Below are 18,847 nucleotides of genomic sequence, written 5' to 3'. Positions count from 1 at the left end.
CGGATCAGCGGCCCGGTTGGCATGGGTTCCGGCCCGGCCCTTGTCAGGCCGCCCGGCTCCCCTCAAGCCAGAGCGGCTTGTCGAGCGTCGCGATGAACGCTGCGTGCCGTTCCAGCTCTTCCGCGCTCGCCGCGAAGACGCGCGCGGGACGTAAGGGGCGAACAGCGGCCAACGCCACCGGTTCCCCACCGAACTGCGCTTTCTCCTCCTTCTGTGCGAGACCCAGGCCGATCTGACGGCCGCCGGTCAATTCGATATAAAGCTGCGCCAGCAATTCGGCGTCGAGCAGCGCGCCATGCTTGATGCGATGGCTGCGGTCGATGCCATAACGGGTGCACAGTGCATCCAGACTGTGCTTGGCGCCGGGATGCATGGTCCGCGCGATCGCGACGGTGTCGATCATCCGCGTCATGCATATGTCGGGGCGCGCGCACAGGCGCAGTTCATGATTGAGGAAGCCGAAATCGAACCGCGCATTATGCGCGACCAGCGGGCTGTCCCCCAGAAAATCGAGCAATTCCTCGACACCGTGCAGAAACAATGGCTTGTCGGACAGGAACAGGCTCGACAGGCCGTGCACCGCCTCGGCGGCGGAGGGCATGTCGCGCTGGGGATTATAATAAGCGTGGAAAGTCCGGCCGCTCGGCACGCGATTGATCAGTTCCACACATCCGATTTCGACCATCCGGTCGCCGGAAGCAGGATCGAACCCGGTCGTTTCGGTATCGAATATGATCTCGCGCATGGACCTCTTCGTGCGATTCTGGTCTGGACCTTCTCTTATCGGCCTGTCTTGCGGCCAAGGCAAGCGACGAGCGCCCTCACCTGCCCTCTTGTCGCGGCAAATGTCGTCCCGGTGCGGATGATATGATCGGCCAGCCGGCGCTTTTGCGCATCGGGCGTTTGCAGGTCGACGATGCGGCGAAACTTGGCCACCGTCATGCCCGGCCGCGCCAGCACCCGTTTGCGCTGCTTCCATGCCGGCGCAGTGACCACGATCACCCCGTCGAGCCGCCGCTGCCCATGCTTTTCGAACAGCAGCGGAATATCCAGGATGACGAAGGCGCGCGCCCGGTTGCGGCGCAGGAACCGCCGCCGCGCAGCCTGCACCGCCGGATGGACGATCGCCTCCAGCGCCTTCAATTCCTGCGGATGGCCGAACACCGCGGCGCCCAGCTTCGCCCGGTCGACGCCCTTTGCCCCGGTCGTGCCGGGAAAGCGCGCCTCGATCGCGGGCAGCAGCGCGCCGCCCGGCCCCTGCAACAGATGGACCTGCGCATCGGCATCGAACAAGGGCACGCCCTCCCGCCGCAGCATCGCGGCGACCGCCGATTTGCCCATGCCGATCGACCCGGTCAGCCCATAGATCTTCACGACTTCAAGCCGCCATCAGCAACGCGCGCAATTCCTCGTCCCGCTCGCGCGGCGCGGTCGCGTCGAAGAAAATGTCGAAGGCGAGCGCCGCCTGCCCGATCAGCATTTCAAGGCCATCGAGCGTCTTCAACCCCCGCCCCCGCGCGGCCTTGAGCAACCCCGTCTCCAGCGGCGCATAGACGATGTCATAGACGGTCGCCCCCTCGGGCAGCGGCGACAGGTCCAGTGCCAACGGCGCTTGCCCGACCATGCCGAGCGGGCTGCTGTTGACGAGCAGATCGACCGGCGGCAGCGCGTCGCCCATGCCGATCACGCGCCCCTTGACCCCGGCGCGATCCAGCAGCGCCTGTCCCTTGGCCGCATCGCGCGCCATCACGACGATGTCGGGCACGCCCAGGCTCGCCAGCGCGAAGAGCAAGGCCCGCGCCGCCCCGCCCGCGCCGATCAGCACCGCGCTCTTGCCGCGCCACTTGTCGCGCAACAGCGGCTGGAGAAAGCCGCCCGCATCGGTATTGGTGCCGACCAGCGGCCCGCCGGTCTCGCAGGCGATCGTGTTCATCGCCCCGATCCGCGCCCGCACCCCGCCCGGATCGTCGGTAAAATCCATCACCGCGATCTTGTGCGGGATGGTGACGTTGCAGCCGAGCCAGTCGGGATCGCCGCGCCGCTCCAGAAAATAGGCGGCCAGCCCGTCCGGCGTCACATGGGTCTTGCGATATTCCGCCTCGATATCGAGCGCATTCAGCCAGAAATTATGAATGAGCGGCGATTTGCTGTGCGCGATCGGATCCCCGATCACTTCTGCATAGGGAAGTCCTTTACTCATGCCGCCAAAACGCCGCGCACACGCAAAAAGTCAAGCAGCGGCAACAGCGGCAACCCCTGAATCGCAAACTGGCTGCCCTCGATCTTGCTGAACAATTGCGCCCCCGGACCCTCGATCCGGTAACAGCCCACGCACCAGCGGCAATCGTCCCAGTCGCCCTCCAGATAATCAGCGATGAACCCGTCCGACAGCGGCCGCACGGTCATCCGCACCCGCTCGACATGCCGCCAGATCGGGTCGCCATTGAGCACGATCACCGCCGCGCTGTGCAGATGGTGCACCCGTCCCGACAGAAGCCGCAAGATCCCTGCCGCATCGTCGCGATCGACCGCCTTGTCGATCTGCGTCCCATCATCCAGACTCAATGTCTGGTCACAGCCAAGGATCAGCGCGCCCGGCACCCGGCGCGAAACCTTGAGCGCCTTCAACTCCGCCAGCGCATCGGCGAGCGCGCGTGCGTCGAGGCCATCGGCGCGCAGCGCATCCTTCGCCGCCTCCTCATCGACGCCGGGCGACAGCGCCTCGAACGGCACCTTCGCCGCCGCCAGCAACGCCCGGCGGCTCGCGCTCTGCGACGCCAGCACGATCATGTGGCGCTTCCTTCGGCCAGCACATGATCGTTGAACAGGTTGATGATCGCCGCCGCCGCTTCTTCGATCGACCGCCGCGTCATGTCGATCACCGGCCAGCCATTATCGGCGAACATGCGCCGGGCAAAGGCCAGCTCCGCCTGCACCTTCTCATTGTCGACATAGGCGGTCTCGGGCGCCTGGTTGAGCGAAAGCAGCCGGTTGCGCCTGATCTGGATCAGCCGGTCGGGACTGACGGTCAGGCCGACGATCATCGGATGCTTCAAGGTGAACAGGTTTCGCGGCGGCGGCGATTCCGGGACCAGCGGCATATTGGCGGTCTTGTACCCGCGATTGGCGAGATAGATGGAGGTGGGCGTCTTGGATGCGCGCGATACGCCCGCCAGCACGATGTCGGCCTCTTCCCAATTTTCATAGCCCACGCCATCATCATGGGCGATGGTGAACTGGATCGCCTCGATCCGCGCGAAATAGGCTTCGTCCAATATATGTTTGCGCCCGGGCCGGGTCCGCGTCTCCTGCCCCAATATGTTCGACAGGGCGTCGGTCACGCTGTCGAGCGCGGCGACATGGGGCAGGCCGAGCGCCCGGCACCGCGTTTCCAGCCGCCGGCGCAGCGGCTGGTTGGTCAGGGTGAACAGGACCAGCCCCGGATTCTGCGCGATCTCCTCCATGATTCGGTCGAGGTGGACATCGGATCGCACCATCGGCCAGAAATGGCGGATCGCCTCGACATTCTCGAACAGGCCGATCGCCGCCTTGGCGATATTTTCCAACGTCTCCCCGGTGGAGTCCGAAAGCAGGTGAAGATGGATGCGTGACACCTGCATATCTCTGTTAGCCCGCTGTGGATAAAGCAAGGGACGAGAGGGGCAAAAAAACACCCGTTTCGCTCCATCCCCATTCGCCGGATTCTTGTCCACAACCCCCCAACAGGGCTACGATTCCATCCACAGCCTGTGAATAGCAGGGATAAGACACCTGACTCGGACGGCAATCCGCGCCCTTGCGGAGTCAAGCTGTTGGCAAATCGGGGCGCAGCGCATAAGCCCCGTTGCCAACCGCCCTACTATCTCCATCATCCTATGAATCTTAAGTTTAAGAGTATTAGAGTCATTATGACGGGACCCGATATTTTAGCCGAAAGCTTTGCCCCCAAGCCGCTGCTCAGCGTCCTGGCTGGCGAGGTCGTCATGCCGCCGCCGGTCTGGCTGATGCGTCAGGCGGGCCGCTATCTGCCCGAATATCGCGCCTTGCGGGCCGACAAGGGGGGCTTTCTCGAACTCGTTTATGAAAGCCCGTCCGCCGCCGAGGTCACGCTTCAGCCCTTGCGCCGCTTCGGCTTCGACGGCGCGATCCTCTTTTCCGACATATTGATCGTGCCCTATGCCATGGGACAGGATCTGTGGTTCGAGGCCGGCGAAGGCCCCCGCCTCGCGCCGATCCTCAGCGAAACGGACCTGTCCGCCCTCACCCCCGATTTCAGCCGGTTCGAGGCGGTGTACGAGACCGTCCGACAGGTAAAGGCCGCGCTGGACCCCGACGTCACCTTTCTGGGCTTTGCAGGCAGTCCCTGGACGATCGCCACCTATATGGTCGCGGGCCAGGGCAGCAAGGATCAGGGCGCGGCCCGTCGCCTCGCCTATGGCGACCCCGCCCGGTTCGGCGCGCTGATCGACGCCATCGTCGATGCGACCGTCACCTATCTCGACGGCCAGATCAAAGCGGGCGTGGAAGCCGTGCAATTGTTCGACAGCTGGGCCGGCAGCCTCGCCCCGCTCCAGTTCGAGCGCTGGGTGGTTCAACCCAACGCCGCCATCGTGCGCAAATTGAAGGCGCTACACCCGCAGGTGCCGATCATCGGCTTTCCCAAAGGCGCCGGCGCGAAACTTGCCCGCTATGCCGAAGGGACCGGCGTCGATGCGATCGGCGTCGATGAAAGCGTCGATCCGCACTGGGCGAACGCGGTCTTGCCCAGGGGCCTGCCGGTACAGGGCAATCTCGATCCGCTCGCGCTGATCGCGGGCGGGGAAGCAGTCCGCCAAGCCGTCGACAATATCCGCGCCGCCTTTGCCGGCCGGCCCCATATCTTCAATCTGGGCCACGGCATCCTGCCCGACACCCCCATTGCGCATGTCGAAGCGCTGCTTAGCTATGTGCGGAACGCTTATGGTGGGGGCGAGGAGACCGACTAATGGCTTATCTTGGGGCCGCTTATCTGTGGGTGAAGGCCGCGCATCTGATTTTCGTCATCTTTCTGATGGCGGGCCTGTTCATGATGCCGCGCTTCTTCGTCTATCATCAGGAATCACCGGTGGGATCGGACGAAGACCGCAAATGGATCGACCGCGAAGCCAAGCTGTTGAAGATCATCCTCAACCCGTCGCTCATATTGGTGTGGGTTCTGGGCCTGATGCTGATGGTGGAAATCGGCGCATGGGCTTATAGCTGGTTCCACCTGAAACTGTTCTTCGTCCTGGGTCTCTCGGCCTATCATGGCTGGATCGCGAGCTATGCGAAGAAACTCGCGCGCGGCGAGCGCGCCCTGCGCGACAAGCAACTGCGGCTGCTCAACGAAGTCCCCGGCATCGTCGTCGCGGTCGTCGTGATACTGGTGATCGTCAAGCCGTTCTGACGCGGTGCGATGGGCCGCGCCAAATGTCCCTCCATCGTCACCCCGGACTTGGTCTGGGGTCCCGCTGCTTTCCTCGCGATTTGGCCATGGACCAGTGCAACGATGATGGCAGATGTCGGCTAACGACTATGGCCAGCATATCTCAAGCCCTCTCCCGCGAAAGCGGGAGAGGGCTAAAAGGCCACCCTGTCCTACATCCACAGGCTCTGCTAAAACCCAGCCCGGCTCCTTCACATCGTCCGCTTGCTCCTGGCATCCGGCAGGCGAATAGGATCACGCTCGCGCAACAAATGAAAACGATGGGCGGGAAATATGCGAAGTTAAGCCGGATCGACCGCGATATTGTCGATCAGCCGTGTCTTGCCGATCCGCGCCGCGCCCAGCAGTCGCGCCGGCCGGTCGAGCACCGCCATCGGCTCCAGACTCGCCGCATCGCACAGGCTGACATAATCGACCGGATCGAACCCGTGCGCCGCCAGCGTCGCGATCGCCCCGGCGATCACCCCCTCGACGCCCGTCCCCTTCTCGATCTGCCGCTTCGCTTCGCCCAGCGCGCGCGGCAACGCCAGCGCATCCTTGCGCTCCTGATCGGTCAGATAGGCGTTGCGTGACGACAAAGCGAGGCCGTCCTCCGCTCGCTGCGTCGGCAGGCCGATAATCTCGATCCCCTGATCGAGGTCCGCAACCATCCGGCGGATCACGGCGAGCTGCTGATAATCTTTTTCCCCGAAGATCGCGATATCGGGCCGCACCTGATTGAACAATTTGGTCACGACGGTCGCGACCCCGTCGAAATGGCCCGGCCGCGCCGCGCCGTCCAGTCCCTCGGTCACGCCCACTACCGATATGGTGGTCGCGAAACCCGCCGGATACATCACCTCCACGGGTGGTGCCCACAGGATATCGACCCCCGCCGCGCCCAGCATCTGCGCATCCTTCGCCTCGCGCCGTGGATAGGCGGCCAGGTCCTCATTGGGACCAAACTGCTTTGGATTGACGAAGATCGACACGACGACATGCGCCGCCCGCCGTTTCGCCTCCTCGACCAGCGCCATATGCCCGTCATGCAGCGCCCCCATGGTCGGCACCAGCGCCAGCGGCTTGCCCTCGCTGCGCAATGACCGGAGAGCAGCGCGAAGGGCGGGCAGGTCACGGAGGGTTTGCACGGGACGAGGGGCTCCGATAAGGGCAGGGGGCAAGGCGACCACTCGGCTGGCATGGCCCGGCGCGAGCGTCAACGATCATTGCGACAATGAAGGGGTTATCAGGGGTCCGATGGCGAACGCACAGCCGCATATGATCGTGTTCGCCAATGAAAAAGGCGGCACCGGCAAATCGACGACGGCGGTCCATACCGCGATCGCGCTGACCGTGCTTGGTCACCGTGTCGGTATGATCGATCTCGATCCGCGCCAGCGCACCGTGACTCGCTATATGGAAAACCGCGCCGAAACCGCCCGCCGCCGGTCTGTGCCGCTTCCTGCGCCCGATTTCGCGGTGCTGCGCGGTGACAGCATCGCTGCGCTGGAGGACGAGGTGGCGACGCTTTCCGACGGGCAGGACTTCCTGATCGTCGACACGCCCGGCCGCGACGACGACTTCGCCCGCCACATGGCCGCCCGCGCCCATACGCTGGTGACGCCCATGAACGACAGTTTCGTCGATTTCGACCTGATCGGCCAGGTCGACGCTGAAACCTTCAAGGTCAAGCGCCTGTCCTTCTATTCCGAACTGATTTTCGAGGCGCGCAAGTCCAGGGCCAAGGCCGATGGCGTCTCGATCGACTGGGTGGTGCTGCGCAACCGCGTCCAGCATCATGATGCGCGCAACAAGAAGCGGGTCGGCGACGCGCTTACCGAACTGTCGCGCCGCGTCGGCTTCCGCGTCATTCCCGGCCTGTCCGAACGCGTCATCTTCCGCGAACTTTTCCCTTCGGGCCTGACGTTGCTCGACAAGGGCCAGCTCGGCGACCTGGGCGTCAGCCACATCGCCGCGCGGCAGGAATTGCGCGAAATGGTCGCGGGCCTCGCCTTGCCGCTCCGCTCGGACGCCGTGCCGATGGACATGGCCGGCGCGGCCTGATGGGTCTGCTCGCCCTGCTTCTGGCCGGGCTTGCGGGCTGGTTGATCTGGACCGGCCGCCTGCAACGCATGACGGCGAAGGACGGGATGACGCTGGGCATCGCGCTGGTGGGCGCGGTGATGGCGGCCAAGGGCAAACCGCTGGTGGGGGCGCCGATGCTGCTCGGCGCGACGCTCTTTTTTCTGGCGCAGGCGGGCCGCCGCGCAGGCAAGGCCCGCGCGGCGACGCAGGTCGCGCCTGGCGATGATCTTGCCCGCGCCCGCGCGCTGCTGGGCCTCGCCGCAGGCGCCGATGCGGACGCCATTCGCGCCGCTCATCGGCGGCTCATCGCGTCGGTCCATCCCGATCGCGGCGGCACGGAGGCGCTCGCCGCCCAGATCAACGCGGCGCGTGATTTGCTGCTCAGGGCGGATGCCGCCCGCGAGGGCTGATCATGGCGCATCGCTTCGACCCCAGCCTCCTGCGCGAATATGATATGCGCGGCGTCGTCGGCGCAACGCTGGGGGATGCGGACGCCTATGCGGTAGGACGCAGCTTCGGAAGTTTGATCCGGCGCGCCAGCGGATCGAAGATTGCGGTCGGCTATGATGGACGCCTCAGTTCCCAAGCGCTTGAGGCGGCGCTGGTGCGCGGGCTCAACGACAGCGGCGTGGATGCACTGCGCATCGGGCTGGGTCCGACCCCGATGCTATATTATGCCGAGATGGTGGCCGGCGTAGATGGCGGCATCCAGATAACCGGCAGCCATAATCCCGCCGACCATAATGGCTTCAAGCTGGTGTTTCAGCATCGTCCCTTCTTTGGCGCGGACATCCAGGCGCTGGCCGCGATGGCCGCGGCCGGCGACTGGGAGGAGGGGGCCGGCCTCGACGAGTCGATCGATATCATGGATCGCTATGTTGCCCGCCTTCTGGAACGATTTGACGGCGGCGCGTTCCGCATCGGCTGGGACGCCGGCAATGGCGCGGCCGGCCCGGTCGTCGAAAAGCTCACCCAATTGCTTCCGGGTGAGCATCATCTGCTGTTCACCGACATAGACGGCCATTTTCCCAATCATCATCCCGATCCCACCGAAGAACGCAACCTGGCGGACCTCAAGGCGCTCGTCCTCGATAAAAAGCTCGATTTCGGCGTGGCTTTCGATGGTGATGGCGACCGGATCGGCGTGATCGACGGGCAGGGGCGGGTCATCTGGGGCGACCAACTATTGGGGATCTTCGTTGAACTGGTGCTGAAAGACGCGCCCGGCGCGACGATCATCGCCGATGTAAAGGCCAGCCGGGCGCTGTTCGACCGCGTCGCCGAACTGGGCGGGCAGCCGCTGATGTGGAAGACCGGCCACAGCCTCATCAAGTCCAAAATGAAGCAGACGGACAGTCCATTGGCCGGCGAGATGACCGGCCACATCTTCTTTGCCGACGAATATTACGGCTATGACGACGGTCTCTATGCGGCCGTCCGCCTGATTCGCGCTGCAACGGCGCTCGGCCGAAGCCTGACCGCGCTGCGCGATGCGATGCCCACCTTGATAAACACACCCGAGCTGCGCTTTCCCGTCGAAGAAAGTCGCAAGTTCGCGGTGATCGAAGAGGTTCTGGCGCGATTGCGCGCTGAAGGCGCGGACATGGCCGATGTCGACGGGGTGCGCGTTCGCTCGCCGGATGGCTGGTGGTTGCTGCGCGCTTCCAACACGCAGGACATGCTCACCGCTCGCGCCGAATCGATCAGTCAGGCCGGGTTGGATCGCCTGATTCACCAGCTGGATTCTCAGCTCGGACGATCCGGCGTGCGGCGATAAGAGCAGCTTCGGTCCTCGCCAAATATATTTCTCCCCGATCCAGGCCTTACCTTCCCTTACGGAAAGCAGCGATCTACCGGGCGACTGCATTTTTTGCAACTGCATGACAGTTTTTCGCATTTGCGAGAGGCGTTGCTGCATTGCAAAAGAAACTCGCCTTTCAGGCATCCTCTCCTAAAACTTATCAGGCCGTCTCTTGGGACGGTCTTTTTTTTTGCCTGATGCTGGTCGGACGGCACGCTTCTAACCGACGCAATTAGGCTTTATAGACGCTGCCGAGCATCTGGAGCCCCTTTCATGTCCGATCATAATCCCGGCCTGCGCCCATGGCGCGACATTGCGCGGCGGCAATCGCGGCAGATCATGGTCGGTAACTTGCCCGTGGGCGGTGGCGCGCCGGTGACGGTGCAGACCATGACCAATACGCTGACCCACGATGTCCGGGCGACGATCGACCAGATCCGGCGGTGCGAAGAGGCGGGGGTCGACATCATCCGCGTTTCCTGCCCCGACGCGGAATCGACCGTCGCGCTGAAGCAGATCGTCCGCGCAGCGCGCGTCCCGATCGTGGCCGACATCCATTTCCATTATAAGCGGGCGCTCGAAGCCGCCGATGCGGGCGCGGCGTGCCTGCGCATCAACCCCGGCAATATCGGGAGCGAGGCACGTGTCAAAGAGGTGGTCGATGCGGCCAAATCCAATGGCTGCGCGATCCGCATCGGCGTGAACGCCGGCAGCCTCGAAAAACACCTGCTCGAAAAATATGGCGAGCCGTGTCCCGAAGCGCTGGTGGAAAGCGCGCTCGATCATATCAAGCTGCTCCAGGACCAGGATTTCCACGACTATAAAGTCGCAGTGAAAGCCAGCGACGTGTTCCTCGCCGTCGCCGCCTATATGCAACTGGCGGAAGCGGTCGATTGTCCGCTGCACCTTGGCATTACGGAAGCCGGGGGCCTGATCGGCGGTACGGTCAAAAGCGCGATCGGCATCGGCAATCTGCTCTGGGCCGGGATCGGCGACACGATCCGCGTATCCCTGTCGGCCGAACCGGAGGAAGAGGTTCGCGTCGGCTACGAGATATTGAAGTCGCTCGGGATCCGCACACGCGGCGTCAAGGTGATTTCCTGCCCCAGTTGTGCGCGGCAGGGCTTCGACGTCATCCGTACCGTTCAGGCGATCGAGGAACGGTTGCAGCATATCAATACCCCGCTGTCGCTCTCGATTCTGGGCTGCGTGGTCAATGGCCCTGGTGAGGCGCGCGAAACCGATATCGGCCTGACGGGCGGCGGGGCGGGCAAGCATATGGTCTATCTGTCGGGCATCACCGATCACACGATTCACGATGAGGGTCTGGTCGACCATATCGTCGATCTTGTCGAAGCCAAGGCGGCGGAGATCGAAGCGGCGGCGCTGGAAGCGCAAACTACGGACGCAGGACAGGCGCAGGCGGCGGAATAGCCGCGCCCTGATGAAATCAGCATCACGATCTTTCGCCATTCCTTTCGCCGTCTGCTGCGTCGGCGTGGCGCTTTTTTCCGTCATGGATGCGGCGATGAAGGGGCTTAGCCTTGCCATCGGGCTGTACAACGCGCTGTTCTGGCGTGCGCTGGCGGGGTCGATCCTCGGCATCGTCCTGATGCGCGCTACCCATCGGCCCTGGCCCTGCGGCACCGTGCTGCGCCTTCATCTGCTGCGCGGAAGCGTGGTCGCGCTGATGGCGGGTCTGTTCTTCTGGGCGCTGATGCGGCTGCCCATGGCGGAAGCCATCGCGCTGTCGTTCATCGCGCCGCTGGTCGCGCTCTATCTGGCGGCGCTGTTGCTCAAAGAACGGATCGGGCGGCAGGCGATCGGCGCGTCAGTCCTGGGCCTGATCGGTGTCGGCATCATCCTTTCGGGGCGGCTGCGCGGCAATTACGACGTCGACGCGCTGCTGGGCGCGGGCGCGGTGCTGCTGTCCGCCATCCTCTTCGCCTGGAACCTGGTCCTCCAGCGTCAGCAGGCGCAACTCGCCTCGCCCGTGGAAGTCGCCTGCTTCCAACATCTGGTGATGCTGACAATTTATGCGATTGCAGCGCCCTTTTATGCCGTTTTGCCCGCGGCCCACGCGATCCCGCTCATCATCACCGCTGCGGTCCTTGCCTTCACCTCGCTCGCGACGCTCGCCTGGGCCTATGCGCGGGCAGAGGCACAGCGGCTGATCCCCATCGAATATAGCGCGTTCGTCTGGGCGGCGCTCATGGGTTGGCTGGCGTTCGGTGAAAGGCTGACGCTTGCCACAATGGCCGGCGCTGCGCTGATCGTCGCCGCTTGCCTCATCGCCGCGCGCCTTGGCCGGGCCCCCCATATCGAAGCCGCCATTGCCTGAAAGACTCCATGACCCTCACCATCCGCGAAGCCGCACCCGCCGATATCGAGACCATCCACGACTTCATTCTGGCGCTCGCCGACTATGAAAAGCTGCGCCACGAAGTACGCGCGGACCGCGAGACTCTCGCGAAATATCTGTTCGGTGCGCGTCCCATGGCAGAAGTGCTGATCGCCGAAACGACCGCGGGGCCGATCGGCTTCGCGCTCTTCTTCCATAATTTCTCCACCTTCGAAGGGCGGGCGGGCCTCTATCTGGAGGATTTGTTCGTCCTGCCGCAGGCCCGTGGCTCCGGCGCGGGCAAGGCCCTGCTCGCCCGGCTCGCTCAGCTTGCCATCACGCGCGATTGCGCCCGCCTCGAATGGTCGGTGCTCGACTGGAACGCGCCGGCGATCGCCTTCTATCGATCGCTGGGTGCGCGGCCGATGGACGAATGGACGGTGCAACGGGTCGACGGCGCGGCGCTCGAAGCGCTGGCGCAAGGCTGAGGTGAGCCGAAACGCGGCGGGCTTGACGTGGACTCGCCCCCGGAGGCATTGTGCCGAAACGGAACATTTGGGGGACAAGAGTGACGATGGCTGTCAGCCGCGGAGTGAAGCGCTCGCCGGAATGGCGCGAAATGCTCAAGCGCAGCCTGATGCGCAGCGGCGCGCTGATCGGTGCGATCGCGCTCATTCTGGCGACCCTGTTCCTCGCGCTGGCGCTGCTGACCTATGCGCCGAGCGACCCGTCGCTGATGACGGTCGCGGGTGATCATGTCAGCAATATCATGGGAGCCGCCGGCGCCTGGGTAGCCGATGTCCTGCTTCTGCTGCTCGGAGTCCCGGTCGTTTTGATTCTGCCGTTGATGGCGATCACCGCGCGCCGCCTCTGGGGCGATCAGGACATGGGAGGCTGGCTCGGCCAATATGGAAAATGCCTTTTGGGCGTCGCGCTGATCGGCATTGCACTGGCATTGTTTCAGCCCGAACCGCTGGTGGGCTTGCCTTCGGGCTGGGGCGGCATGATCGGTCTCGCCAGCGCCAAGGGAGTCATCAGCCTGACGGCGCAATCGCATAATGCCGGCCCGTGGATTCGGGGAGCACTCATCCTCGTGCTGCTGATCGCTGGCCTTTTCGCCTGCTATCGCAGTCTGGCGCTGGAAAAGCCCATTCTCACCCTGCGCAGGCCCAGTCTGCCGCGCCTCACCCTGCCGCGCCCGACGCTCGCCTTCGCCGGTGCCGAGCAGCAGGAGGACGAACCGGAATCGGAACGCGTCATCACCCCGCGCAAGACCGTGTCGAACGAACCCAAGCCGCCGATCACGATCCAGACGCCAAAGCCAGCCCCGGCGCAGCGCCCGATGGCGCCGGTGTCGCAGGACGATCTGTTCGGCAACAGTTCACTACCCTCGCCCGATCTGCTCAACCCGGTTCCGCCGCCACAGGGCGGCAAGATCGACAAGGCCGCACTTGAACGGAATGCCCGCCTGCTCGAATCGGTGCTCGACGATTTCCATGTGAAGGGCAATATCGTCGAGGTCCGGCCCGGCCCGGTCGTCACGATGTACGAGCTGGAGCCTGCGCCTGGCATCAAGGCGAGCCGGGTAATCGCGCTGGCCGACGATATCGCCCGCAACATGTCGGCGCTCTCGGCGCGCGTTGCGACGATCCCCGGACGCACGGTGATCGGCATCGAACTGCCCAATGCCCATCGCGAGGGCGTATCCTTCCGCGAACTGATCACCAGCGAAGAGTTTGGCGCGGAAGCGACGCTGCCGATCATTCTGGGCAAGAATATTTCGGGCGAACCGATCATCGCCGATCTTGCGCCCATGCCGCATCTGCTGATCGCGGGCACGACCGGCTCGGGCAAGTCGGTGGGCCTCAACGCCATGATCCTGTCGCTGCTCTATCGCATGACGCCCGATCAGCTGCGCCTCATCATGATCGATCCCAAGATGCTCGAACTGTCGACCTATGACGACATCCCGCATCTGCTCTCGCCGGTCGTGACCGAGCCGCAAAAGGCGATCCGCGCGCTTAAATGGGCGGTCGAGCAGATGGAGGACCGCTATCGCATGATGGCGTCGATTTCGGTGCGCAACCTTGCCAATTACAACGAAAAGGTCCGCGCCGCGAAGGCCAAGGGCAAGCCGCTCGGCCGCCGCGTCCAGACCGGCTACGATCCCGAAAGCGGCAAGCCGATCTATGAAGAGGAGCAGCTCGATTTCCAGCCCTTGCCGCAGATCGTGGTGGTCGTGGACGAACTGGCCGACCTCATGATGACGGCCGGCAAGGAGGTCGAATTCCTGATTCAGCGTCTGGCGCAAAAGGCGCGCGCGGCGGGCATCCACCTGATCCTCGCCACCCAGCGCCCCTCGGTCGACGTCATCACCGGCGTCATCAAGGCGAACCTGCCCACGCGGATCAGCTTCTTCGTGACTTCCAAGATCGACAGCCGCACCATATTGGGCGAACAGGGCGCCGAACAACTGCTCGGCAAGGGCGACATGCTCTATATGCACGGCGGCAAGGGCCTGACCCGCGTGCACGGCCCATTCGTGTCGGACGACGAAGTGCGGGTGGTCGCCGATCACTGGCGCGCGCAAGGCCAGCCGGATTATATCCAGGCCGTAACCGAAGAGCCCGAGGAAGGCAGTTTCGCGCTGGACGGCGTGGATCTGGGCGATGACAGCCCGGACGCCCAGCTGTTCCGCAAGGCGTGCCAGCTGGTGTTCGAAAACCAGAAAGCGTCGACGAGCTGGCTCCAGCGCCAGCTGCGTGTCGGCTATAACAGCGCCGCGCGGCTGATCGAGCGGATGGAGGAGGAGGGCCTGGTCGGCGCCCCCAACCATGTCGGCCGCCGCGAGGTGCTGCGCGACGAAAATGGCAATCCGCTTTGATTCGGCTGGACTCAAAAAATACTCATTTTACCGTAATTATCATGTCACGGACTGGTTGGATTTTGTTCCAGCGTTAGAGTCTGCCGGGAAGGACGAGATATGGGCAACCCGCTGACATCCGAAATTGACGCGAATTATGATTATTTCATGCGCAATCTCGCCAAGTTTCTGGTGGATCATAAGGGGCAATATGTTCTTTTGAAGGACCGAGACGTGGTTAGTTTTTTCGACGAACCGGGCACGGCCTATCGTTTCGGAAGGAGCAAGTTCGTCGATGGCGTATTTTCAATTCAGGAAGTGATTGAAGAGCCAATTGATCTTGGCTTCTTCTCACATGTTGCAAATTAAATGGCGGCATGACGGCAAAAGAATAGTTTTGCCTGTCAAGATTTTCGGTGCCGACAATCTGACAGATATGACAAGTATAGACGCAATCGCCCTTTTGGATACCGGTGCGACGGTCAGCGGTATCAATGCCGATGTTGCAGCCAGGCTTGGTCTCAGGCCGATCGGAAAACGACCTATCCTGACCGCCCACGGTCTTGCCCATATCGACCATTTTCTCTTTCGGCTAGGCGCTTTCCCAGACGATTGGGCGTCTCCCTATCCCTTCATCTTCCCCGAAATCATCGGCTTGTCGTTATCGAGTAGCGAACATTTCAGCGCTTTGTTAGGCATGGACGTTCTGCGACATTGTGATTTCGCGATGGATAGATCAGTGACATGCCGATTGATTTTGGGATAAATCTCAATCTGGGAATATTCTCGATTGCGAAAAGCGCAACTGCTTATGAGTTGTTCGCATTTGCAGCACGCGAACGGATGCGGCATCAGGATCAGGCCTTTCAGGCATCCTCTCCTAAACTTTCATAGGCTGGTCTTCGGACCGGCCTTTTTTTGGTCCCGGGGCAGTGAGCCGCTGCACAGTAGTTGCTTTCCCGGAACGAGCGGGTTCACAGCGGGTTCAAACCCGACCGTCTACCTCATTGCTGAACAAACCGGAGAAGACTGCATGAAGCGCATCCTTGCGTGGCCTGCCTTGGCCAGCGCCTTTGCCATGACCCCGCTGCCGATCGGCCATGCCGTGGCGCAGCAGGCCGCGCCTTCCGACATTGGTCAGGTCAACGCCTATGTCCGCGCGGTCAAATCGATGACGGCCGATTTTGTGCAGACGGATCGCAACGGCCAGACCCTGACCGGGAAGCTGACCCTGCTCCAGCCGGGCAAGATTCGCTTTCAGTATCAAAAGGGCGTGCCGCTGCTCATCGTTGGCGACGGTAAGGCGCTGATCATGATCGATTATGAAGTGCGTCAGGTGCAGCGCTGGCCGATCGGCAGTTCGCCGCTGGGTGCGCTTCTCGATCCGTCCAAGGATCTTACCCGCTTCGCCAAGGTCGTGCCGACCGGCGACCCCACGGTGTTGAGCGTTCAGGCCCGCGATCCCAAGCGCCCCGAATTCGGGACGATCACCCTCATCTTCAAACGAGTGGCCGCGGCTCCGGCGGGTCTTTCTCTTTACGGCTGGGTTGCACTCGATTCTCAGAATAATCGCACTGCAATACGACTGTCCAACCAGCGCTATGGCGTGGCGATCCCTGATTCGGCATTTCGCTGGACCGATCCGCGACCAAGGGGGCGTCCGGGTGGCTGACGAACCGGGCGGCTCGCGCGACGGGCCGAAAAATGGCGGAAATCGTTCATCTGCCGCTCATATGGCGATCGCTATCTAAAACTGGACGACGCGGACGATCACCGGAATTTCCCCCCTGTTATCCGGTTGCAGTCCGTTTCGCAAAGCGCTTCAAGGGCGCGATCGAGACCCCCGTTCCATGCCCCCGGAGCGGGGGTCTTTCCTTGTCCGGCGATCGTCGCGCCGGTTTGCGGAACCTTGCGCGGCCAGTTCACGGCTTCTAGGGGAGCGTCATGCCTCAGTCTCTTCGCGTCGCATCCTGGAATATCAACAGCGTCCGCGCCCGGGTCGACATCGTCGACCATTTCCTGGTCGAAGAAGCGCCGGATATCCTGTGTCTTCAGGAAACCAAGGTGGTGAACGATATCTTTCCCGCCGACCTGTTTCGCAGGCGAGGCTATAGCTACCAGATGTTGAACGGGCAGCGGATGCACCATGGCGTCGCGATCGTCAGCAAAGTGCCGATGCACGAGGACGACAGGTTCGACTGGCAGGCCAATGGCGAGGCGCGCCATATCGGCGTGCGCCTCGACAATGGCCTGCGGATCGAGAATGTCTATGTGCCCGCCGGCGGCGATATTCCCGATCGCGACCTCAACCCCAAATTCGGCCAGAAGATCGATTTCCTCGAACGGATGATCGAGTGGTCGGCAGCGCTGGACAAACAGCCCACCATATTGACCGGCGATTTCAACATCGCGCCAATGGAATGCGACGTTTGGAGCCACAAGCAATTGCTCAACGTCGTCAGCCATACTCCGCTCGAATGCGAGATACTCGGCCGGTTGCAGGCGTCCAATGATTGGGTCGACATCGGCCGTCATTTCTTCCCCGCACCCGAACGGCTTTATACCTGGTGGAGCTATCGCGCGAAGGATTGGGTCGAATCGGACCGGGGCCGGCGGCTCGATCATATGTGGATGACCGCCGACGTCGCGCAGAAAGCGATCAGTCATCGCGTCGTCGAGCCGGCACGCGGCTGGACCCGCCCTTCGGACCATGTGCCGATCATCACCGAATTTGCTTTCTGATGGAGCGCCGAATGAACGGCCGCGACGCCGCCCGCGCGATCGATGCGCTTCGCCGCGGCTGGACCGTGACGGTTTGCGCGGGTGACGGGTCGTTGCGCCTGATGGCCGTGGAGGGCGCGGACGCGGTGACGCTGGCGGATTTCGATCCTGCCGGGGCGGCGGACATACTGATTTCGGCCAGCAGGGCACAGACGCTCAAACTCGCCAATCAGCGTGCGGCTGCCGATCCGGACATGCCGGTGCTGATCGCCCGATCCCCCTGGATCGACGGCGATGTCGCGACGGCCATCGCCGACCCGGTGCGCGATCTGGGTTCGCCGCTCAAGGGACCTTTTACCGCGAAGGTGATTGCCGCGCCCGCGGCCGCTAAGGCGGCGTTGCGGCTGGCCCGGCTGGCCGGCATCCTGCCCGCATTCTTCGTATCGGGCGACGCCGGTCCCCATGAGGCGGAGGTGAGCGCCGACGCCATCGCCGCCTATGACGACGCCATCCACCTGTCGATCGCCACCCGCGCGCAATTGCCTGTATCGGCGAGCGAGAGCGCGGAAATCATCGCCTTCCGCAGCCCCGAAGAGCCGCGCGAGCATGTCGCGCTGATCGTCGGCCGACGCGATGCGTCGCCCCCGGTCGTCCGGCTGCACAGCGAATGCCTGACCGGCGATGTGCTGGGCAGCCTCAAATGCGATTGCGGGCCGCAACTGCACGAGGCGCTGCACAGGATCGCCGGCGCGCCGTGGGGCGTGCTGCTCTATCTGCGGCAGGAAGGGCGCGGCATCGGCCTCGTCAACAAATTGCGCGCCTATGCGTTGCAGGATCAGGGGTTCGACACGGTCGACGCCAATGTCCGGCTGGGCTTTGCGGTGGATTCGCGCGATTTCTCGGTCGCGGCGCGGATGCTAGACCTGCTCGGCATTGATACCGTGCGGCTGCTGACCAACAATCCGAACAAGGTCGCAGGGCTGGAAGCCGCCGGCGTTCATGTGCAGGAGCGGCTGCCGATCATCCTGCCGTCCAACCCGCATAATGAACGTTATCTCGCCACCAAGCGCGACCGGACCGGCCACCAGTTATGAGCGTGATCCATGTCGAGGGCAGCGCGGGCCGCCTGCGGCTTGGCCATCTCGACATGGCGTGCACGATCGGTCGCGGCGGGCTCTGCGCGGCGGCGGACAAGCGCGAGGGGGATGGATGTACGCCCGTCGGCGTCTGGTCCTTGCGGGGCGTGCTGCTTCGTCCCGGCAAAGTCGAGCCTGTGGGTCTGCGGCTGCCATGGCGCTGGATTCGTCCGGGCGACGGCTGGTCCGACGACCCGGCCGACGCGGCCTATAATCGTCCGGTCCGTTTGCCCCGGGGCTTTTCCGTCGAATCGCTGCGCCGCGCCGACGGCGCGTACGATGTGATCGTGGTGCTCGGCCATAATGACGCGCCGCCCGAACCGGGCCGGGGCAGCGCCATCTTCTTCCATCTGTCAGAGGGGCGTCCCACGGCCGGCTGCGTCGCGGTCGAGCGCGATGACATGCTTCGCCTGTTACCGCTGCTCGCGCCCGGCGACGTGATGGCGATTGCCTGAAA

Annotated in this window: 21 protein-coding genes; 15 read left to right on the top strand and 6 right to left on the bottom strand. The window is 63.5% G+C overall.

All coding sequences use genetic code 11. The features are described 5' to 3' along the window. Positions 1–43: 43 nt before the first annotated feature. From dnaQ to WG907_RS00140, 5 genes are read right to left on the bottom strand one after another with little or no spacing between them, the layout of a single operon-like run. Positions 44–745 carry a DNA polymerase III subunit epsilon gene (dnaQ, locus tag WG907_RS00160; RefSeq protein ID WP_340230498.1) on the bottom strand — a complete coding sequence of 234 codons (702 nt, stop codon included), beginning with the start codon at positions 743–745 and terminating at the stop codon, positions 44–46. Positions 746–780: 35 nt separating this feature from the next. Beyond that, positions 781–1,374, bottom strand: coding sequence for a dephospho-CoA kinase (coaE, locus tag WG907_RS00155; protein ID WP_340230497.1), 594 nt, complete (start codon positions 1,372–1,374; stop codon positions 781–783). 4 nt (positions 1,375–1,378) lie between these two features. After that, positions 1,379–2,200 (bottom strand): shikimate dehydrogenase, encoded by an 822-nt coding sequence (gene aroE, locus WG907_RS00150; protein ID WP_340230496.1) that lies wholly within the window; start codon positions 2,198–2,200, stop codon positions 1,379–1,381. Next, entirely contained in the window at positions 2,197–2,790 is a 594-nt protein-coding gene (locus tag WG907_RS00145; protein ID WP_340230495.1) for a Maf family protein, read from the bottom strand. Before WG907_RS00145 ends, aroE begins: the two co-directional genes overlap by 4 nt. Next, complete coding sequence (locus tag WG907_RS00140; protein WP_340230494.1) at positions 2,787–3,614, bottom strand: pyruvate, water dikinase regulatory protein; 828 nt, start codon at positions 3,612–3,614, stop codon at positions 2,787–2,789. The genes WG907_RS00145 and WG907_RS00140 overlap by 4 nt, the downstream gene beginning before the upstream one ends. A gap of 294 nt (positions 3,615–3,908) precedes the next feature. Here WG907_RS00140 and hemE point away from each other — a divergent pair, with 294 nt between their 5' ends. Continuing rightward, entirely contained in the window at positions 3,909–4,985 is a 1,077-nt protein-coding gene (gene hemE / locus WG907_RS00135; RefSeq protein WP_340230493.1) for a uroporphyrinogen decarboxylase, read from the top strand. Beyond that, positions 4,985–5,425 (top strand): CopD family protein, encoded by a 441-nt coding sequence (locus tag WG907_RS00130; RefSeq protein ID WP_340230492.1) that lies wholly within the window; start codon positions 4,985–4,987, stop codon positions 5,423–5,425. The genes hemE and WG907_RS00130 overlap by 1 nt, the downstream gene beginning before the upstream one ends. A gap of 320 nt (positions 5,426–5,745) precedes the next feature. On the opposite strand, the gene panC is transcribed toward WG907_RS00130, so the two are convergent. Continuing rightward, a complete protein-coding gene (gene panC / locus WG907_RS00125; protein WP_340230490.1) occupies positions 5,746–6,591 on the bottom strand; it encodes a pantoate--beta-alanine ligase in 846 nt (281 codons plus the stop codon). A 109-nt stretch (positions 6,592–6,700) separates the two neighbouring features. On the opposite strand from panC, the gene WG907_RS00120 reads away from it, so the two are divergent. From WG907_RS00120 to WG907_RS00060, 13 genes are all read left to right on the top strand, one after another. After that, positions 6,701–7,507, top strand: coding sequence for a division plane positioning ATPase MipZ (locus WG907_RS00120; RefSeq protein ID WP_340230489.1), 807 nt, complete (start codon positions 6,701–6,703; stop codon positions 7,505–7,507). Next, positions 7,507–7,938 (top strand): J domain-containing protein, encoded by a 432-nt coding sequence (locus tag WG907_RS00115; RefSeq protein WP_340230487.1) that lies wholly within the window; start codon positions 7,507–7,509, stop codon positions 7,936–7,938. The genes WG907_RS00120 and WG907_RS00115 overlap by 1 nt, the downstream gene beginning before the upstream one ends. Positions 7,939–7,940: 2 nt before the next feature. Next, positions 7,941–9,305, top strand: coding sequence for a phosphoglucomutase/phosphomannomutase PgmG (pgmG, locus tag WG907_RS00110; RefSeq protein WP_340230485.1), 1,365 nt, complete (start codon positions 7,941–7,943; stop codon positions 9,303–9,305). Between the two features lie 297 nt (positions 9,306–9,602). Further along, positions 9,603–10,763 carry a flavodoxin-dependent (E)-4-hydroxy-3-methylbut-2-enyl-diphosphate synthase gene (ispG, locus tag WG907_RS00105; RefSeq protein WP_340230483.1) on the top strand — a complete coding sequence of 387 codons (1,161 nt, stop codon included), beginning with the start codon at positions 9,603–9,605 and terminating at the stop codon, positions 10,761–10,763. Between the two features lie 10 nt (positions 10,764–10,773). Continuing rightward, positions 10,774–11,670: a DMT family transporter gene (locus WG907_RS00100; protein ID WP_340230482.1), complete on the top strand. Its 897-nt coding sequence runs from the start codon at positions 10,774–10,776 to the stop codon at positions 11,668–11,670. An 8-nt stretch (positions 11,671–11,678) separates the two neighbouring features. Continuing rightward, positions 11,679–12,158: a GNAT family N-acetyltransferase gene (locus WG907_RS00095; protein ID WP_340230481.1), complete on the top strand. Its 480-nt coding sequence runs from the start codon at positions 11,679–11,681 to the stop codon at positions 12,156–12,158. An 86-nt stretch (positions 12,159–12,244) separates the two neighbouring features. Beyond that, a complete protein-coding gene (locus WG907_RS00090) occupies positions 12,245–14,554 on the top strand; it encodes an FtsK/SpoIIIE family DNA translocase (protein ID WP_340230480.1) in 2,310 nt (769 codons plus the stop codon). A 99-nt stretch (positions 14,555–14,653) separates the two neighbouring features. Further along, the gene (locus WG907_RS00085; RefSeq protein ID WP_340230479.1) at positions 14,654–14,902 is read left to right on the top strand and encodes a hypothetical protein; all 249 of its coding nucleotides are present in this window, start codon (positions 14,654–14,656) and stop codon (positions 14,900–14,902) included. Further along, positions 14,856–15,299, top strand: coding sequence for an aspartyl protease family protein (locus WG907_RS00080; protein WP_340230477.1), 444 nt, complete (start codon positions 14,856–14,858; stop codon positions 15,297–15,299). Before WG907_RS00085 ends, WG907_RS00080 begins: the two co-directional genes overlap by 47 nt. Before the next feature lie 267 nt (positions 15,300–15,566). Then, the gene (locus WG907_RS00075) at positions 15,567–16,205 is read left to right on the top strand and encodes a LolA family protein (protein WP_340230475.1); all 639 of its coding nucleotides are present in this window, start codon (positions 15,567–15,569) and stop codon (positions 16,203–16,205) included. A gap of 272 nt (positions 16,206–16,477) precedes the next feature. Then, positions 16,478–17,275: an exodeoxyribonuclease III gene (locus WG907_RS00070; protein WP_340230474.1), complete on the top strand. Its 798-nt coding sequence runs from the start codon at positions 16,478–16,480 to the stop codon at positions 17,273–17,275. Between the two features lie 11 nt (positions 17,276–17,286). Then, positions 17,287–18,348: a GTP cyclohydrolase II gene (gene ribA, locus WG907_RS00065; protein ID WP_340230473.1), complete on the top strand. Its 1,062-nt coding sequence runs from the start codon at positions 17,287–17,289 to the stop codon at positions 18,346–18,348. Then, positions 18,345–18,845 carry a L,D-transpeptidase family protein gene (locus WG907_RS00060; RefSeq protein WP_340230472.1) on the top strand — a complete coding sequence of 167 codons (501 nt, stop codon included), beginning with the start codon at positions 18,345–18,347 and terminating at the stop codon, positions 18,843–18,845. Before ribA ends, WG907_RS00060 begins: the two co-directional genes overlap by 4 nt. Positions 18,846–18,847 lie beyond the last annotated feature (2 nt).

The sequence above is a fragment of the Sphingobium fluminis genome (genome assembly GCF_037723805.1).
Taxonomy (GTDB): domain Bacteria; phylum Pseudomonadota; class Alphaproteobacteria; order Sphingomonadales; family Sphingomonadaceae; genus Sphingobium.
Note: the sequence above shows the minus strand (reverse complement) of the source record. Positions and strands in the feature narration are given on the sequence as shown.

Coding starts and splice junctions, on each gene's coding strand:
- dnaQ (WP_340230498.1), bottom strand. CDS start 745: ATGCGCGAGATCATATTCGATACCGAAACGACCGGGTTCGATCCTGCT.
- aroE (WP_340230496.1), bottom strand. CDS start 2,200: ATGAGTAAAGGACTTCCCTATGCAGAAGTGATCGGGGATCCGATCGCG.
- WG907_RS00145 (WP_340230495.1), bottom strand. CDS start 2,790: ATGATCGTGCTGGCGTCGCAGAGCGCGAGCCGCCGGGCGTTGCTGGCG.
- hemE (WP_340230493.1), top strand. CDS start 3,909: ATGACGGGACCCGATATTTTAGCCGAAAGCTTTGCCCCCAAGCCGCTG.
- WG907_RS00130 (WP_340230492.1), top strand. CDS start 4,985: ATGGCTTATCTTGGGGCCGCTTATCTGTGGGTGAAGGCCGCGCATCTG.
- WG907_RS00120 (WP_340230489.1), top strand. CDS start 6,701: ATGGCGAACGCACAGCCGCATATGATCGTGTTCGCCAATGAAAAAGGC.
- WG907_RS00115 (WP_340230487.1), top strand. CDS start 7,507: ATGGGTCTGCTCGCCCTGCTTCTGGCCGGGCTTGCGGGCTGGTTGATC.
- pgmG (WP_340230485.1), top strand. CDS start 7,941: ATGGCGCATCGCTTCGACCCCAGCCTCCTGCGCGAATATGATATGCGC.
- ispG (WP_340230483.1), top strand. CDS start 9,603: ATGTCCGATCATAATCCCGGCCTGCGCCCATGGCGCGACATTGCGCGG.
- WG907_RS00100 (WP_340230482.1), top strand. CDS start 10,774: ATGAAATCAGCATCACGATCTTTCGCCATTCCTTTCGCCGTCTGCTGC.
- WG907_RS00095 (WP_340230481.1), top strand. CDS start 11,679: ATGACCCTCACCATCCGCGAAGCCGCACCCGCCGATATCGAGACCATC.
- WG907_RS00090 (WP_340230480.1), top strand. CDS start 12,245: ATGGCTGTCAGCCGCGGAGTGAAGCGCTCGCCGGAATGGCGCGAAATG.
- WG907_RS00085 (WP_340230479.1), top strand. CDS start 14,654: ATGGGCAACCCGCTGACATCCGAAATTGACGCGAATTATGATTATTTC.
- WG907_RS00075 (WP_340230475.1), top strand. CDS start 15,567: ATGAAGCGCATCCTTGCGTGGCCTGCCTTGGCCAGCGCCTTTGCCATG.
- WG907_RS00070 (WP_340230474.1), top strand. CDS start 16,478: ATGCCTCAGTCTCTTCGCGTCGCATCCTGGAATATCAACAGCGTCCGC.
- ribA (WP_340230473.1), top strand. CDS start 17,287: ATGAACGGCCGCGACGCCGCCCGCGCGATCGATGCGCTTCGCCGCGGC.
- WG907_RS00060 (WP_340230472.1), top strand. CDS start 18,345: ATGAGCGTGATCCATGTCGAGGGCAGCGCGGGCCGCCTGCGGCTTGGC.